15 protein-coding genes and 1 riboswitch are annotated in these 15,753 nt (G+C 72.9%); of the genes, 11 read left to right on the top strand and 4 right to left on the bottom strand.

Annotated features, from left to right (window positions below; all coding sequences use genetic code 11):
- The first annotated feature begins 178 nt into the window (after positions 1-178).
- Positions 179-850 (top strand): TetR family transcriptional regulator, encoded by a 672-nt coding sequence (locus tag ABT296_RS23180; protein ID WP_351930289.1) that lies wholly within the window; start codon positions 179-181, stop codon positions 848-850.
- Positions 851-1,176: 326 nt separating this feature from the next.
- Here the strand turns inward: ABT296_RS23180 and ABT296_RS23175 are convergent, their stop codons facing one another.
- Both ABT296_RS23175 and ABT296_RS23170 read right to left on the bottom strand, forming a co-directional pair.
- The gene (locus ABT296_RS23175; RefSeq protein ID WP_351930287.1) at positions 1,177-1,410 is read right to left on the bottom strand and encodes a ferredoxin; all 234 of its coding nucleotides are present in this window, start codon (positions 1,408-1,410) and stop codon (positions 1,177-1,179) included.
- A 3-nt stretch (positions 1,411-1,413) separates the two neighbouring features.
- On the bottom strand, positions 1,414-2,871 hold the full coding sequence (locus ABT296_RS23170; RefSeq protein WP_351930285.1) for an aldehyde dehydrogenase: 1,458 nt from the start codon (positions 2,869-2,871) through the stop codon (positions 1,414-1,416).
- Between the two features lie 131 nt (positions 2,872-3,002).
- Here ABT296_RS23170 and ABT296_RS23165 point away from each other — a divergent pair, with 131 nt between their 5' ends.
- Positions 3,003-4,028 (top strand): Strvi_7410 family MBL fold metallo-hydrolase, encoded by a 1,026-nt coding sequence (locus tag ABT296_RS23165; RefSeq protein WP_351930283.1) that lies wholly within the window; start codon positions 3,003-3,005, stop codon positions 4,026-4,028.
- A gap of 152 nt (positions 4,029-4,180) precedes the next feature.
- Here ABT296_RS23165 and ABT296_RS23160 read toward each other — a convergent pair whose 3' ends face one another.
- On the bottom strand, positions 4,181-4,843 hold the full coding sequence (locus ABT296_RS23160) for a phosphotransferase (RefSeq protein WP_351930281.1): 663 nt from the start codon (positions 4,841-4,843) through the stop codon (positions 4,181-4,183).
- A 37-nt stretch (positions 4,844-4,880) separates the two neighbouring features.
- Positions 4,881-5,061: riboswitch (cobalamin riboswitch) on the top strand.
- 75 nt (positions 5,062-5,136) lie between these two features.
- On the opposite strand from ABT296_RS23160, the gene ABT296_RS23155 reads away from it, so the two are divergent.
- From ABT296_RS23155 to ABT296_RS23120, 8 genes are all read left to right on the top strand, one after another.
- Positions 5,137-6,345, top strand: a complete 1,209-nt coding sequence (locus tag ABT296_RS23155) for an SCO2321 family membrane protein (protein WP_351930279.1) — start codon at positions 5,137-5,139, stop codon at positions 6,343-6,345.
- Positions 6,342-6,965 carry an SCO2322 family protein gene (locus tag ABT296_RS23150; RefSeq protein WP_351930277.1) on the top strand — a complete coding sequence of 208 codons (624 nt, stop codon included), beginning with the start codon at positions 6,342-6,344 and terminating at the stop codon, positions 6,963-6,965. The genes ABT296_RS23155 and ABT296_RS23150 overlap by 4 nt, the downstream gene beginning before the upstream one ends.
- Positions 6,958-8,256 carry an energy-coupling factor transporter transmembrane component T gene (locus ABT296_RS23145; protein WP_351930275.1) on the top strand — a complete coding sequence of 433 codons (1,299 nt, stop codon included), beginning with the start codon at positions 6,958-6,960 and terminating at the stop codon, positions 8,254-8,256. Before ABT296_RS23150 ends, ABT296_RS23145 begins: the two co-directional genes overlap by 8 nt.
- Positions 8,253-9,980: an ABC transporter ATP-binding protein gene (locus tag ABT296_RS23140; protein ID WP_351930273.1), complete on the top strand. Its 1,728-nt coding sequence runs from the start codon at positions 8,253-8,255 to the stop codon at positions 9,978-9,980. The genes ABT296_RS23145 and ABT296_RS23140 overlap by 4 nt, the downstream gene beginning before the upstream one ends.
- Entirely contained in the window at positions 9,977-10,831 is an 855-nt protein-coding gene (locus ABT296_RS23135; protein WP_351930271.1) for an ECF transporter S component, read from the top strand. The genes ABT296_RS23140 and ABT296_RS23135 overlap by 4 nt, the downstream gene beginning before the upstream one ends.
- 334 nt (positions 10,832-11,165) lie before the next feature.
- Positions 11,166-11,582 carry an aggregation-promoting factor C-terminal-like domain-containing protein gene (locus ABT296_RS23130; protein WP_351930269.1) on the top strand — a complete coding sequence of 139 codons (417 nt, stop codon included), beginning with the start codon at positions 11,166-11,168 and terminating at the stop codon, positions 11,580-11,582.
- 92 nt (positions 11,583-11,674) lie between these two features.
- Positions 11,675-12,472 (top strand): hypothetical protein, encoded by a 798-nt coding sequence (locus ABT296_RS23125; RefSeq protein WP_351930267.1) that lies wholly within the window; start codon positions 11,675-11,677, stop codon positions 12,470-12,472.
- Positions 12,469-13,161: a Fic family protein gene (locus tag ABT296_RS23120; protein ID WP_351930265.1), complete on the top strand. Its 693-nt coding sequence runs from the start codon at positions 12,469-12,471 to the stop codon at positions 13,159-13,161. The genes ABT296_RS23125 and ABT296_RS23120 overlap by 4 nt, the downstream gene beginning before the upstream one ends.
- On the opposite strand, the gene ABT296_RS23115 is transcribed toward ABT296_RS23120, so the two are convergent.
- Positions 13,145-14,314 carry a steroid 3-ketoacyl-CoA thiolase gene (locus tag ABT296_RS23115; protein ID WP_351930263.1) on the bottom strand — a complete coding sequence of 390 codons (1,170 nt, stop codon included), beginning with the start codon at positions 14,312-14,314 and terminating at the stop codon, positions 13,145-13,147. The two genes, ABT296_RS23120 and ABT296_RS23115, sit on opposite strands and share 17 nt — an antisense overlap.
- A 190-nt stretch (positions 14,315-14,504) precedes the next feature.
- On the opposite strand from ABT296_RS23115, the gene ABT296_RS23110 reads away from it, so the two are divergent.
- Positions 14,505-15,740: a cytochrome P450 gene (locus ABT296_RS23110; protein ID WP_351930261.1), complete on the top strand. Its 1,236-nt coding sequence runs from the start codon at positions 14,505-14,507 to the stop codon at positions 15,738-15,740.
- Positions 15,741-15,753: the final 13 nt, after the last annotated feature.

The following is a 15,753-nucleotide window of genomic DNA, read 5'->3' as shown; positions in this document are numbered from 1 at the left end:
GGGACGCTAATCTAGAACAAGTTACAGACTTGATCGTTCAAACAGGCTCCGAATCTACCGGCAGGTAGCGGCCCTGTGAGCGGGGGATCAGGTGATTCACGCCACGGCCGAGGCCCTGGCATGCTGTCTGATCGCACACCCTCACCGACTGTCACTGCCACCGCCACGGACGGGATCCATGCCTGCGCAAGCCAGGGCGAAAAAGGGGGACAACGTGGAAGCGAGCATCGCGCGGACCGCCTCGCCGCCCCTGACCGAGCGGCAGGAGGCCCGCCGCCGCCGCATCCTGCACGCGAGCGCGCAGCTGGCCAGCCGGGGCGGCTTCGACGCGGTGCAGATGCGCGAGGTCGCGGAGTCCTCCCAGGTGGCGCTCGGCACCCTCTACCGCTACTTCCCGTCCAAGATCCATCTGCTGGTCGCGACCATGCAGGACCAGCTGGAGCACATGCACGGCACGCTGCGGAAGAAGCCGCCCGCGGGCGACACCGCGGCGGAGCGGGTGGCGGAGACGCTGATGCGCGCCTTCCGCGCCCTGCAGCGCGAGCCGCACCTGGCCGACGCGATGGTCCGCGCGCTGACCTTCGCCGACCGCAGCGTCTCGCCCGAGGTGGACCAGGTGTCCCGGCAGACGACCGTCATCATCCTGGACGCGATGGGCCAGGCGAACCCCACGCCCCAGCAGCTCTCCGCGGTCCGGGTCATCGAGCACACCTGGCACTCCGCGCTGATCACCTGGCTGTCCGGGCGGGCGTCGATCGCCCAGGTGAAGATCGACATCGAGACGGTGTGCCGCCTGATCGACCTGACGGCCCCGACGGAACCAGTGGCCCCGACGGACCCGCACATCTGACGGCGGCCCGCGCATCCCCCACCCTCCGCGCACGGAAAAGGACCTACGAGACGGGTTCCCTGCGCCGGCATGACCCGGATCAGGTGCTGGGGGTCGCCGTCGGGCTCCAACTCCGCCTTCCGGCCTCTCAGCCCGGACCGTCGACGTCGGCAACGGCGTAAGCGCTGCTGACCGCTTTCCGCCGAGTCGGCTACTCCGGTTCGGACTCCCTCACTCGCCTCGTAGGCCTACGTCCAGAATAGAACAGTTTGCCGGATAAAGAGCCCTCGGATTTCCGCGGACCTCTTTCGCCGGACCTCCTGTGCCGGATCCTTCTCTCCCGGCGCTCATTCCTCCGGCGGGAAGACCGGCTCGCCGGTCCCCGCCAGAGTGATCGCGATGGCCTCCACCGGGCAGTTCTCCGCCGCGGCGAGCAGCCCCTCGCCCGCGTCCAGGTCGGGTTCGGCCGGGTGCGACTGGCGGGCGGTGTCGAGGCGGAAGCCGTCCGGCGCCCGGTGGACGCACTGGGCCGAGCCGATGCAGACGGACCGGTCGACCTCCACGTGCCAGCGGTCCCCCATCCGCTACGCCTCCCAGCCCGCGGGCAGGTGGATCATCTTGTGCTCGAGGTACTCGCCGTACCCCTCGGGCCCGAACTCCCGCCCGAGACCGGAGTTCTTGTAGCCGCCGAAGGGGCCGAGCATGTCGAGGCTGAAGGTGTTGACGGAGTAGGTGCCGGTACGGACCCGGCGGGCGACGTCGATGCCGCGCTCCACGTCGCCGGTCCAGACGCTGCCGCTGAGCCCGTAGTCGGAGTCGTTCGCGATCCGCACCGCCTCGGCCTCGTCGCCGTAGGGCAGCAGGCAGATCACCGGGCCGAAGATCTCCTCCCGGGCGATCCGCATGGAGTTGTCGACGTCGCCGAAGAGGGTCGGCTCGACGTACCAGCCGCGGTCCAGGCCGGGCGGCCGTCCGCCGCCGGTGAGGATCTTGGCGCCCTCCTCCTGGCCGATGCGGATGTAGTCGAGGTTGCGCTGCTGCTGGCGCCGGGCCACCAGCGGGCCGACCTGGGTCGCCGGGTCCAGCGGGTCGCCGACGACGAGGGCGTTCGCGGCGGCGGCGAGGGCCTCGGCGAACTCGTCGTAGCGCGAGCGCGGCAGCAGCACCCGGGTCTGGGCCACGCACGCCTGGCCGTTGTTCATCCAGGCCGCCGGGACGATCCCGGCCACCGCCGACTCCACGTCCGCGTCCGGCAGCACGACCGCGGCCGACTTGCCGCCCAGTTCCAGCGTCACCCGGCTCAGGTTGCGGGCGGCCACCTCCATGACCCGCTTGCCGGCGGCGACCGAGCCGGTGAAGGAGACCTTGTCGACGCCGGGGTGCCCGACGAGGTACTCGCTCACCTCGCGGTCGGCGGGCAGGATCGACAGCACGCCCTCGGGCAGCCCGGCCTCGGCGGCGATCTCGCCGAGGAGGTAGGCGTCCAGCGGCGACTCGGGGGACGGCTTGAGCACGACCGTGCAGCCGGTGAGCAGCGCGGGCCCGAGCTTGGCGGCGGCGACGAACTGCGGGACGTTCCACGGCACGACGGCCGCGACGACCCCGACGGGTTCGCGCCGGACGAGGATCCGGCCGAGGACGCCGTCGCGGTGCTCCTCGTAGGGGAAGTTCCGGGCGACGGTGATCGCCGAGTCCCAGACCATCATCGCGCCGAGGGCCTGCGCGAGGACGCTCCAGGAGTACGGGGAGCCGTTCTCGCGGGAGATCAGGCGGGCGATCTCCTCGTGCCGTATCGCGATGGCGTCCTTGATGCGGGTGACGACCTCGATCCGCTCGTCGAGGCTCGCTCGCGGCCAGGGCCCCTCGTCGAAGGCCCGGCGGGCCGCGGCGACGGCCCGGTCGACGTCGGCGGTGGAGGCGTGCGGCACGCGGCCGAAGACCTCCTCGGTGTGCGGCGAGATGACCTCGATGACGTCCTTGCCGAGGGGGTCGGTCAACTCCCCGCCGATGAACAGCTGTCCGTGTTCCACGAGCTCGGTCATGGCCGACGCCTCCTGCGGAGCCGAAGCGGGATTCCTTGGTCGGATCCGTTGCGCTGCTTGATTTCTGACGGTGCTTCAGAACTGATACCAGTTCTAGTTATAGTGAGCAATGGCCGCGAGGCGGAGGGCAGATGACGAACACGCACGATCACGGCGGGGGCGTACGGTCCGTCCGGGTCCCGATCCCGGACAACCCCCTCGGGCACACGCTGGTCTACGTGGTGGACACCGACCGGGGCCCGGTGCTGATCGACACCGGCTGGGACGACCCCGCCTCCTGGGACACCCTCGCCGAGGGGCTGGCGGACTGCGGGACGGCGGTCGAGGAGGTCCACGGGGTGGTCGTCACCCACCACCACCCCGACCACCACGGCCTGTGCGGGCGGGTCCGTGAGGCGTCCGGCGCCTGGATCGCGATGCACGCGGCGGACACCGCGATCGTGCGCCGCACCCGGTCCGCCAAGCCCGAGCGCTGGTTCACGTACATGGCGGCGAAGCTCACCGCGGCCGGCGCCCCCGAGGAGCACGTGGCACCCCTGCGCGGCGCCCGCCGCAGCACCCTGCCCGGCCTGACCCCCGCCCTGCCGGACCGCGAGATCGTCCCCGGCGAACTCCTCGGCCTCCCGGGCCGCCGGCTGCGCGCGATCTGGACCCCGGGCCACACCCCGGGCCATGTCTGCCTGCACCTGGAGGAGGAGCATCCCGCCCAACTCCCGGGCCGCGGCCGCCTGTTCTCGGGCGACCATCTCCTCCCCCGCATCACACCCCACATCGGCCTGTACGAGGACCCGGACGACACCACCGTCACCGATCCCCTCGGCGACTACCTCGACTCCCTGGAGCGCGTCGGCCGGCTCGCCCCCGCCGAGGTGCTCCCGGCGCACCAGCACGCCTTCACCGACGCGCCCGCGCGCGTACGGGAGTTGCTCGACCACCACGAGGAGCGCCTCACCGGCCTGCTCGCCCTGCTGGCCGAACCCCTCACCCCCTGGCGGCTCGCCGAGCGCATGGAGTGGAACCGGCCCTGGGAGCAGATCCCTTACGGCTCCCGGAACATCGCGGTGTCGGAGGCCGAGTCCCACCTGCGCCGACTGGTGAAGCTGGGCCGCGCGGAAGCGGTCACGGGCAGCGACCCGGTGACGTACGTGGCGGTGTGAGACCGGGCAGCGCTCCAGGTCGCGGGTTGAGACCGGGCAGCGCTCCAGGTCGCGGCCCGGCTCAGGGCAGCGCTCCCGGTTTCGGCCCGGCTCAGGGCAGCGCTCCCGGTTTCGGGCCGAGTCCGATCGCGCTGCCCGCTGTCCGACTCCGGTCAGCGCTCCCCGTCCGTGAAGGAGCGCACCAACTGCTCGGCCTCGCCCAGCGCTTCGACCTCCCGCGCCGTCATGGTGGGGTTGGCGGCACGTCGGCGACGGGCCTCGCCCAGAGCCCGCCCGGTGAGGTCCGAGGGGTCCGCGAGGAGCGCGGCGGGTGTCGCGCGTACCGGCTCGGAGAGCTGTGCGTCGACGACGGCGACCTGGGCGAGGATCAGCGCCGACATGCCCCGGTCCAGGGCGGGTTCGCCCTCCTCGGCGTTGGTCCGGTCGATGTCGTGGGGGCCGTCGGCGGTGAGCAGGACGTTGTCCGGGTGGAGGTCCAGGTGGATCACCCGGCCGGGCAGCGCGTGCAGCCGCCGCAGCAGCCGGGCCAGGGTCTCGCCGGCCTCCCGCGGACCGATGCGCCCCGCGCAGAATGCCTCCAGCATCGTCGGCCCGTGCAGGCGCTCCATCACCAGCTCGGTGCGGGTGCAGTCGGCGGGGCGCACCCGGGGCACGGGGTGGCCGAGGGCGTGCAGGCGCCCCAGCAGGGCGGCCTCCGCGACCCCGTCGCCGTACTCCTCGCGGTCCCGGCGCAGGACCCACCCCTCGCCGAGCTCGTACACGTCCGACGCGCGCCCCGAACCGATCAGTCGGCCCGGGTTCCCCGAGATCCCCATGGCGGGGAACCCGTCCCCCGCGCGCAGCCTCCCCTCAGGTGTTTGTTTACGGGCCGGTAGAGTGGCGCCGTCGTCACTACACCCGTACGGGGGGAAGCCGGTGCAAATCCGGCGCTGACCCGCAACCGTGAGCAGCCTCTGGCTGCGAGCCGGACTGCTCCGTACGGCACGTGAACGGCTCACGCGCGCCGGCGACCCGCCGGTGCGCTGGCACCGTCGAGGTCTGCGGAGCCGAGCCGCCCGGGGTCGTCCCGTGCTGCCCGGCTCCCTTCAGGGAGAGGCACCCGCCGATCATGAACGTCCGCCGCAGCGCCGCGGTCCTGGCCGCCACCGCCGTGATCGGCCTGGCCACGCCCGCCCTGGCCGCGTCCCCGTCGCCGTCCGTGGCGATACCGTCCGGCCTGTACGGCACCACCGACCCGACGTACGACGGCGTCTGGCGCCAGTCGCTGGCGCTGCTCGCCCAGTACCGGTCGGATGTGACGCCCGCCGAGAAGGCCGTCGACTGGCTGCTCGGGCAGCAGTGCGCGAACGGGGCCTTCGCGGCCTTCCGCGCCGAGCCCGCCAAGGACTGCGACGCGAAGCTGATGGTCGACACCAACAGCACCGCCGCCGCCGCACAGGCCCTGTCCCTGGCCGGGGACGGCGACCACAGGAAGGACGCCGTCAAGGCGGTCACCTGGCTCAAGAGCGTGCAGAACAAGGACGGCGGCTGGGGCTACACGCCCGGCGGCGCCAGCGACGCCAACTCGACCGCGATCGTCGTCGGCGCCCTGAGCGCCGTGGGCGAGGACCCCGAGACCGTGGTGAAGGACGGCAGGTCGCCGTACGACGCGCTGCGCGGGCTGGCCCTGTCCTGCGAGGACGGCGGCGCCTTCGCCTACCAGCCGGACAAGAAGGGCGAGCTGGCCGCCAACGCGGACGCGACGGCGGCGGCCGTGGTCGGCATGAAGGGCCTGAGCATGGTGTCGGCGAAGGCCGCGGGCGACACCGACCTCACCTGCGCCACCGCCGAGGACTCCGACCCCGACCGGTCCGCCGCGAACGGCGCCTCCTACCTGGCCGGGGCGATGGCGAAGGACGGTCACCTGATGTCGGTGCTGCCCGGCGCCGAGGACCAGCCCGACTTCGGCAACACCGCCGACGCGGTCGTCGCGCTCGCGGTGACCGGCGGTCCGAAGGCCACGCAGAAGCCGCTGGCCTGGCTGGAGGAGAACTCCGCGGACTGGGCGAAGCAGAGCGGTCCCGCCGCGTACGCCCAGCTGATCCTCGCGGCGCGGGCCGCCGGCGCCGACCCGCGCGACTTCGGCGGCACGGACCTGGTGCGCGAGCTCAACGCGACCGGCCCGAAGCCGCAGACGCAGACGAAGGCCGCGTCCGAGGACGGGAAGAAGGCCGAGGAGGACGGCGTCAGCGTCTGGTGGATCATCGGCGTGGGCGCGGTCGCCGGTATCGGCGTCGGCTTCCTGATCAGCGGCCGCAACAAGGGGAAGCGGCAGTGATCCGCCGGGCCTGCGCCCTGCTGCTCGCGGCGCTGGTGGTGTGGACGGCGGCCCCGGCGCAGGCCGCCACCTACCGCTACTGGTCCTTCTGGGACCGCGACGGCTCCTCGTGGACCTACGCCACCCAGGGGCCGTCCATGGCGGTCCCCTCGGACGGCGACGTGCAGGGCTTCCGGTTCACGCTCAGCGAGGACTCCTCGAAGGCCGCGCAGCCGCGTGGCGCGGCGGACTTCGACGTGATCTGCGCGCGCACGCCGGCCCGGGACGGCGAGAAGCGGGTGGCGCTGGTCATCGACTTCGGCACGAAGGCGGACTCGCCGTCGGGCGAGACCCCGCCGAGGCCGCGGACGCTGTGCGCGCGGCTGGCCGAGGACGCCACCACGGCCGAGGCCCTGGCGCAGGTGGCGAAGCCCCTGCGGTACGACTCCAACGCCCTGCTCTGCGCGATCGACGGCTACCCGGCCCAGGGCTGCGGCGAGCAGATCGCGAAGTCGCCGGACGACAAGGGCAGGGGCGAGGACGACGGCGACCCGGCCCTCGGCCTGTGGGCGGGCGTCGCGGGAGTGGCGGCGCTGGCAGCGGCGGCGCTCTGGCAGGCACGCCGGCGCAGGCATGCGTGACCGCGCCGGGGGGACGGGCACCCTCGCCCCCCGGCCGTGGGCGCAACTGCACCCCGGCGCCTGGTGGTTGTGGGCCCTGGGCCTGGGCGCGGCGGCCACCCGCACCACCAACCCCGTGCTGCTGGCGCTGCTCGTGGCGACGTCCGCGTACGTGGTGGCGACGTGCCGCCAGAACACCCCCTGGTCCCGCTCCTACGGCGCCTTCGTCAAGCTCGCCCTCGCCGTGCTGCTGATCCGGCTCGTCTTCGCCGTGTTCCTGGGCTCACCCATCCCCGGCACCCACACCCTGTTCACGCTCCCGGAGATCCCGCTGCCCGACTGGGCGCAGGGCATCCGGCTCGGCGGCCGGGTGCACGCGGAGGGCCTGCTCGTCGCCCTGTACGACGGGGTGCGGCTGGCGACCCTGCTCATCTGCGTCGGCGCCGCGAACGCGCTGGTCAACCCGGCCCGGCTGCTCAAGTGCCTGCCGGGGGCGCTGTACGAGATGGGTGTAGCCGTCGTGGTCGCGCTCACCTTCGCCCCGAGCCTCATCGCCGACGTGCAGCGGCTGCGCGCCGCCCGGCGCCTGCGGGGCCGCCCGGACAACGGTGTGCGGGGCCTGCTTCAGGTGGGCCTGCCGGTCCTGGAGGGCGCGCTGGAGCGCTCCGTCGCCCTCGCCGCCGCGATGGACTCCCGGGGGTACGGCCGTACCGCCGACGTGCCTCCCGCGGTACGCCGGACCACGACCGCCCTCACCCTGGGCGGACTCCTCGGCGTCTGCGCCGGCACCTACGGCGTCCTCACCGCGGAGGGCGGCGCCTACGGACTGCCGCTGCTGCTGGCCGGGGTGGCCGCCGCCCTGGTCGGCCTGCGCCTGGGCGGGCGCCGGGCCACCCGGACCCGGTACCGGCCGGACCCGTGGGACGCGCGGGCGTGGCTGGTCAGCGGCTCGGGTGTGGCCGTCGCCGCGCTGATGTTCGCGGCCGCCGCCACCGACCCGGCCGGCCTGGAGCCGGGCGTGCTTCCGCTGACCGCGCCGACGCTGCCGCTGTGGCCGGCGGCGGCGATCCTGCTGGGCCTGCTCCCGGCGTTCGTGGCGCCGACGATGCCGACCGCGACCGCGGCCACCACGGCTCCGACCACGACCGCGGCCACCACGGCTCCGACCACGACCGTGTCCCCCGCGACTCCCACCGCGACCGCGGCCCCGAGAACCTCACCGGTGGCGGCCGAGTCGACGAGAACCTCACCGGCCGGGACCGAGCCGCCAAGAACCGCCGCCCCGAAGGAACCGAAGGAGCAGTCGTCGTGATCCGCTTCGAGAACGTCTCCGTGACGTACGACGGCCGTACCGAACCCACCGTCCGGGACATCGACTTCGAGGTCCCGGAGGGCGAACTCGTCCTGCTCGTCGGCCCGTCCGGGGTCGGCAAGTCCACGGTCCTGGGTGCCGTCAGCGGTCTGGTCCCGCACTTCACCGGCGGCACCCTGCGCGGCCGGGTCACCGTGGCGGGCCGGGACACCCGCACCCACAAGCCCCGCGAACTCGCCGACGTGGTGGGCACGGTGGGCCAGGACCCGCTCTCGCACTTCGTGACGGACACGGTCGAGGACGAACTCGCCTACGGCATGGAGTCGTTGGGCCTGGCGCCGGACGTGATGCGGCGCCGGGTCGAGGAGACCCTGGACCTGCTCGGCCTCGCCGGTCTGCGCGACCGGCCCATCGCCACCCTCTCCGGCGGCCAGCAGCAGCGCGTCGCCATCGGCTCGGTGCTCACCCCGCACCCGCGGGTCCTGGTGCTGGACGAACCGACCTCGGCCCTGGACCCGGCGGCGGCGGAGGAGGTCCTCGCGGTGCTCCAGCGGCTGGTGCACGACCTCGGCACGACGGTCCTGATGGCCGAGCACCGCCTGGAGCGGGTGATCCAGTACGCCGACCGGGTCGTCCTGCTGCCCGCGCCCGGCGAGGCCCCGGTCCTCGGCGCCCCGGCGGAGGTGATGGCGGTCTCGCCCGTGACCCCGCCCGTGGTGGACCTGGGCCGCCTTGCGGGCTGGACGCCACTCCCCCTGACCGTGCGGGACGCCCGGCGCCGGGCGGCGGCCCTGCGGGAACGGCTCGCCGGGTCCGCCGCCGACCCGGCCGCCGAGCCCGACAGCGCCGTCGCCCCGGCCGGCGAACCCGGCAACCCCGACGCCCCCCGGCTCCCCGCACCCACCGCGCCCCCCGCCCCCCGCCGCTGGTTCCGCCGTACGCCCGCACCCCGGGCCGCCGTCCCCGACTCCGCGTACGCCGCCGAGGTGAGCGGCCTCGCCGTGACCCGCGGCGGCGTCCGGGCCCTGCGCAAGGTGGACGTGACCGTCGGCCCCGGCGAGACGGTCGCCCTGATGGGCCGCAACGGCGCCGGGAAGTCCACGCTCCTCTCCTCCCTGGTGGGCCTGCTCGAACCCATCAGGGGCACGGTCCGGGTCGGCGGCGTCACCCCGCACCGCACCCCGCCCCCCGAACTGGTCCGCCATGTGGGCCTGGTCCCGCAGGAACCCCTGGACCTGCTCTACGCCGACACCGTCGCCGCCGAGTGCGCGGCCGCCGACGCCGACGCGCACGCCGAGCCCGGCACCTGCCGTGCCCTGGTCGGCGAGCTGCTCCCCGGCGTGGCCGACGACACCCACCCCCGGGACCTGTCGGAGGGCCAGCGCCTGGCGCTGGCCCTGGCCGTCGTACTGACCGCCCGGCCGCCCCTGCTCCTGCTGGACGAACCGACCCGCGGCCTGGACTACGCGGCGAAGGCCCGGCTGGTCACCGTGTTGCGGGGGCTGGCGGCCGAGGGCCACGCGATCGTCCTGGCCACGCATGACGTGGAGCTGGCCGCGGAGCTGGCGCACCGGGTGCTGCTGATGGCCGAGGGCGAGATCATCGCCGACGGTCCGACCGCGGACGTGGTGGTGTCCTCCCCCTCCTTCGCCCCGCAGGTGACGAAGATCCTCGCGCCCCAGCACTGGCTGACCGTGACCCAGGTCGAACGGGCCCTCGCATGACCACCACACCGACACCGCCCCCGCCCCCGCCCCCGACGCGCCAGGCGCGCCCGATCCGCCTCGGCCCGCGCTCCCTGGCCGCCCTGACCCTGGTCAGCGCGATCGGCCTCGCCGTGATCGGCCGCCCGCTCATCGCGTCGCCCGACTCCCAGGCGAGCGCCCACGCCCAGGACGCGCCCTGGCTCTTCGCCGCGCTCCTCGTCCTCCTGGTCGCCGTGGTCGCGGCGACGATCTCCGAGTCCGGCCTCGGCCCGAAGGCGGTGGCGATGCTCGGTGTGCTGGCGGCGACCGGCGCGGCGCTGCGGCCGCTCGGCGCGGGCACCGCGGGCATCGAGCCGATGTTCTTCCTGATGCTGCTGAGCGGGCGCGTCCTCGGACCGGGCTTCGGGTTCGTCCTCGGGGCGCTCAGCATGTTCGCCTCCGCGCTGCTCACGGGCGGGGTGGGGCCGTGGATGCCGTTCCAGATGCTGTCGATGGGCTGGTTCACGATGGGCGCCGGGCTGCTCCCCGGCCCGGACCGGCTGAGGGGCCGCGCGGAGTTGCTGATGATCGCGACGTACGGCTTCCTCGCCGCGTTCGTCTACGGCGCGATGACGAACCTCGCGGGCTGGCCCTTCCTGGGCGAGCTGTCCTCCAACATCGCCTACGACCCGGACGCGGACCTGCCGCAGAACCTGGCCCGGTTCGTCGCGTACTGCCTGGCCACCTCGCTCGGCTGGGACCTGGGGCGGGCCCTGGTCACCGTGGTCCTCACGCTCACCCTCGGCCCGGCGATCCTCAAGGCGCTGCGCCGGGCGACGCGCAGGGCCGCGTTCGAGGCCCCCGTCACATTCGACGGCCCCGCTGCGTGAGGCGACGCGGACGGGCTGTCAGCACCTCGGTGAAGCACCCCACATGACCCACATCACCTACGATCCTACTTAGTCGGACATTTCGGACGCCATGTCCACGCCATAAGGGCCCCTGACCTGCACTCCGAGAGCCACGCCACAGGAGAAACATGTACCCCACATACGACCACAACTAGCAAAAGCGGTCATTGCGGACCCTGCCCCCGGCTGCTTCTCTGGATGACGTCGCACGGCGCCGACAAGCCCACGGGCCTCGGCGCCGACGCATGTCCCCCACGCACCGCGTGGTCGGGATGTGCGGCGGCCGCAACGTCCCCGACGAAAGGTCCCCGCCTTGTCCGCCGTTTCCGTCATTCGCCGCATCGCCTCCCCGAAGAAGGCCCTCGCCGGTGCCGCCGTGGCCGCTGTCGCCACCGGTTCCCTCCTCGCCGCGGCGCCCGCGCAGGCCGCCACGACCGGCGCCTCCTCCGCCCAGGCCACCGCGAAGAAGATGATCGGCAACTCGGCCCAGTACCAGTGCTTCTCCAAGATCGTCGAGCACGAGAGCGGCTGGGACGTGAACGCCACCAACGCCTCGTCCGGTGCGTACGGCCTCGTCCAGGCCCTGCCCGGCTCGAAGATGGCCTCCGCCGGCTCCGACTGGAAGACCAACCCCGCCACCCAGATCGAGTGGGGCGTCGACTACATGAAGGACCGCTACGGCAGCGCCTGCGACGCCTGGAGCTTCTGGCAGGCCAACGGCTGGTACTGAGCCGACCGCCGAACCGACGAACTGACCGCACCCGTGCACGCACGGTGCGGTTTTTTCGTTGCCGAGGCACCCTCGCGTCGTGGAACATCCGTGTGGTGGACATGGAGCTGCTCCCCTACGGCCTGACCTGGCCCGAGGTCGACCCCGCGACGCACCCCTTCGACAACGCGACGGCACATGACACCGTCCGGGCCCTGGCCTCGGCGGGCCGACTCCCCGTGCGGCCGCCCCGGAGAGCCACCTCGGACCGCGACGAGATGTACGAGGACTACCGGAAGCTCTGCCAGTGGGCTCGCGACGAGGGCTGGGACTGGTGCCGAGCCGTGACCGAGGACCTCGTCGCGCGGTACGGGTCGTGGAGCACCGGATGGCGCTGGTCACACGACGAGGGGGACCTCAGCGGCGGGCCGGTCGGCGGCTGGTGCTGCGCCCTGCACTCGATCACCGACCCCGACGAGACCTTCGACCGGGTCGCCGCGTCACTGTGCGAGTGGCGGGACTGGCTCGAATTCCTCGGCCGCTTCTTCGACCGGTACCCCCTCACCGGCCTCTCCGCCGACGACCGCCGCGACGTCTGGGAGCGTGCCACCCAGCAGCTGATCCTCCACTGCCTGGACCGCACCGGCTCCGGAGACGCCTGGTACGCGCACTGCCATCAGGTCCTGACCTGGTTCCTCACCCGCTGGGAGGTCGACCCGGACACCGCCCGCACCCTCGTCGAGGACGCCGTCGGCGGCCGCTTCGGCAGCTGGACCGCACCCGACGTCACCGTCGTGACCTCCGTGGCCGAACAGCTCGCCACCTCCCTGGAGCCCGACGCCACCCCCGCTCCGGGACCGGAGGCGTACACCTGGACCTCCGCCCGCCTCCACTCCTACCTCGACGAATGACCACCGCCCCGGACCATCTGCGCGGCTGGCTCGCCCTGCGCGAGGACATCCCCTGGCACCGGGCCCGCCCGGCCACCGTCCCCGCGACCCACCCCTACCGCGACGGCGCCGCCCACGACATCCGCACCCACGACCATGCCCGCGACCCGGACCGCGCGGCCCGCCTCCTGGCCGCCCTCGACCGTGCCCGCGAGGACGCCACCTCCCCCGCTCCCCTCACCTTCGCCGTGCTCGCCGACTGGCAGCGCCTGGTTCTGGACGTCCCAGAGGCCCCCTTCCGCCGCCACCCCGCCCACGCCAAGGCCGGCCGCGAGCGCTACGGCACCGGACCCGACCTCCCCGCCCGCCTCGACGCCTGCCTCACCGAGGCGGAGACCGACCCGCTCCCCGTCACCGCCCGAGCGGCCCGCGCCTACCTCGACGTCTGCTTCTTCCACCCCTTCGAGGACGGCAACGCCCGCTCGGCCTTCCTCACCCTGACCTTCCTGCTGGCCCGGGCCGGTGTCACCCTCGACCAGGTGGGCCCGGTACGACGCCTCCAGCGCCGCGCCGACGACCCCGAGGGCGCACTCGCCCTCGCCGACCTGCTGGCCGTCCTCATCGCAGGCATGCGTACCTCACCTGTTGCCGTCCGAGGAGAACCCTCGGGGCTCCGCTTCGCCGACTGGGCCGCTACAGCCGCTGAATGATCGTGCCGGTGGCCAGTCCGCCACCCGCGCACATCGTCACCAGGGCGAACTCCTTGTCCGTGCGCTCCAGTTCGTGGAGGGCCGTGGTGATCAGGCGGGCCCCGGTGGCGCCCACCGGGTGACCGAGCGCGATGGCGCCGCCGTTGACGTTGACCTTGTCCAGGCTCTGCTCGAAGACCTGGGCCCAGCTCAACACCACCGAGGCGAAAGCCTCGTTGATCTCGACGAGGTCGATGTCCTTGAGGGACATGCCCGCCTTGCCCAGGACCGCCTTCGTCGCGTCGATGGGACCGTCGAGGTGGAAGTGCGGGTCGGAGCCGACCAGCGCCTGTGCGACGATCCGCGCGCGCGGGCGCAGCTTCAGCGCCCGCGCCATCCGCTTCGAGGCCCACATGATCGCCGCCGCTCCGTCGCTGATCTGCGAGGAGTTGCCGGCCGTGTGGACGGCCTTCGGCATGACGGCCTTGAGGCCGGACAGGGCCTCCAGGGAGGTGTCGCGCAGCCCCTCGTCCCGGTCGACCAGCCGCCACATGCCCTGTCCGGCGCGCTGTTCGTCCTCCGTCGTCGGGACCTGTACGGCGAACGTCTCCCGCTTGAACCGCTCCTCCGCCCAGGCGACGGCGGCCCGTTCCTGCGAGAGGAGCCCGAGGGAGTCGACGTTCTCGCGCGTCAGCCCCCGAAGGCGCGCGATCCGCTCGGCCGCCTCGAACTGGTTGGGGAGGTCCACGTTGGCCTCGTCGGGGAACGGTTTGCCCGGCCCGTGCTTCGAGCCCGACCCCAGCGGCACCCGGGACATCGCCTCGACGCCGCAGGAGATGCCGACGTCGATGACCCCGGCCGCGATCATGTTGGCGGTCATGTGCGAGGCCTGCTGGGAGGACCCGCACTGGCAGTCGACGGTCGTCGCCGCCGTCTCGTAGGGCAGGCCCATGGTGAGCCAGGCCGTGCGCGCGGGGTTCATGGACTGCTCGCCGGCGTGGGTCACCGTGCCGCCGACGATCTGCTCGACGCAGTCGGCGGGGATGCCGGTGCGGCCGAGGAGTTCGCGGTAGGTCTCGCCCAGCAGATAGGCGGGGTGCAGATTGGCGAGCGCGCCGCCGCGCTTGCCGATGGGGGTGCGGACGGCTTCGACGATCACGGGTTCGGCGGCCATGGGGGACGGTCCTCTCGTCCGGAACCAGCAGACGTGACAACTAGTACGTGTTCTAGTTCTGTGTGCAGTCTGCGGATGTGACGCCCATCACCGCAAGGGTCTTGCAGTCTTCGGAGCCCGCCTTTACTTTGCGCAATACCTGATGGTCCGTCAGATCGCCGCCCCGAGATGGCCGATGGCTGGAGCCGCCATGCCCTGTCCAGCGCTTCCCGACGGGTTCGACTTCACCGACCCCGACCTCCTGCGACACCGCGTCCCCTTCCCGGAGTACGCCGAACTGCGCCGCGCCGAGCCGGTGCGCTGGATCCCGCAGCCCCACGGAGTGGCCGGTTTCCAGGACGACGGGTACTGGGCGGTCACCCGGCACGCGGACGTCAAGTACGTCTCCACGCACCCGGAGCTCTTCTCCTCCTGGGTCAACACCGCGATCATCCGCTTCAACGAGCACATCCCGCGCGACGCGATCGACGCCCAGCGGCTGATCCTGCTGAACATGGACCCGCCCGAGCACACCCGGGTCCGCCAGATCGTGCAGCGGGTCTTCACCCCGCGCGCGATCAGGGCGTTGGAGCAGCGGCTGCGCGACCGCGCCGAGGCGATCGTCACCGAGGCCCGCGCCCGTTCAGGGCCCTTCGACTTCGTCACGCAGGTCGCCTGCGAACTGCCGCTCCAGGCGATCGCCGAGCTGATCGGCATCCCCCAGGACGACCGGGCGAAGATCTTCGACTGGTCCAACAAGATGATCTCGTACGACGATCCGGAGTACGCGATCACCGAGGAGGTCGGCGCCGAGTCGGCCACCGAGCTGATCGCCTACGCGATGAACATGGCCGCCGACCGCAAGGCGTGCCCGGCGAAGGACATCGTCACCACGCTGGTGACGGCGGAGGGCGAAGGCAGCCTGGGCTCCGACGAGTTCGGCTTCTTCGTGCTGATGCTGGCGGTCGCGGGCAACGAGACCACCCGCAACGCCATCACCCACGGCATGCACGCCTTCCTCACCCACCCCGAGCAGTGGGAGCTGTTCAAGCGGGAGCGGCCCGCGACGGCCGCCGAGGAGATCGTCCGCTGGGCGACCCCGGTCAACTCCTTCCAGCGCACCGCCACCCAGGACACCGAGCTGGGCGGCAGCCTGATCAGGAAGGGCGACCGGGTCGGCGTCTTCTACGCCGCCGCCAACCACGACCCCGAGGTCTTCACCGACCCCGAGGTGTTCGACGTGCTGCGCGACCCCAACCCCCACCTCGGTTTCGGCGGCGGAGGCCCGCACTACTGCCTCGGCAAGTCGCTGGCCGTGCTGGAGATCGACCTGATCTTCAACGCCGTCGCGGACGCCATGCCCGGGCTGCGGCTGGCCGGTGATCCGGACCGGCTGCGCTCGGCGTGGATCAACGGCGTGAAGCACCTCCAGGTGACCCTGGGCTGAGCACGAGGAGCGG

It is taken from the genome of Streptomyces sp. NPDC000983 (genome assembly GCF_040299205.1).
Lineage (GTDB): Bacteria > Actinomycetota > Actinomycetes > Streptomycetales > Streptomycetaceae > Streptomyces.
The sequence above is the reverse complement of the archived record's forward strand: the minus strand, read 5'-3'. Positions and strand labels throughout refer to the sequence as shown.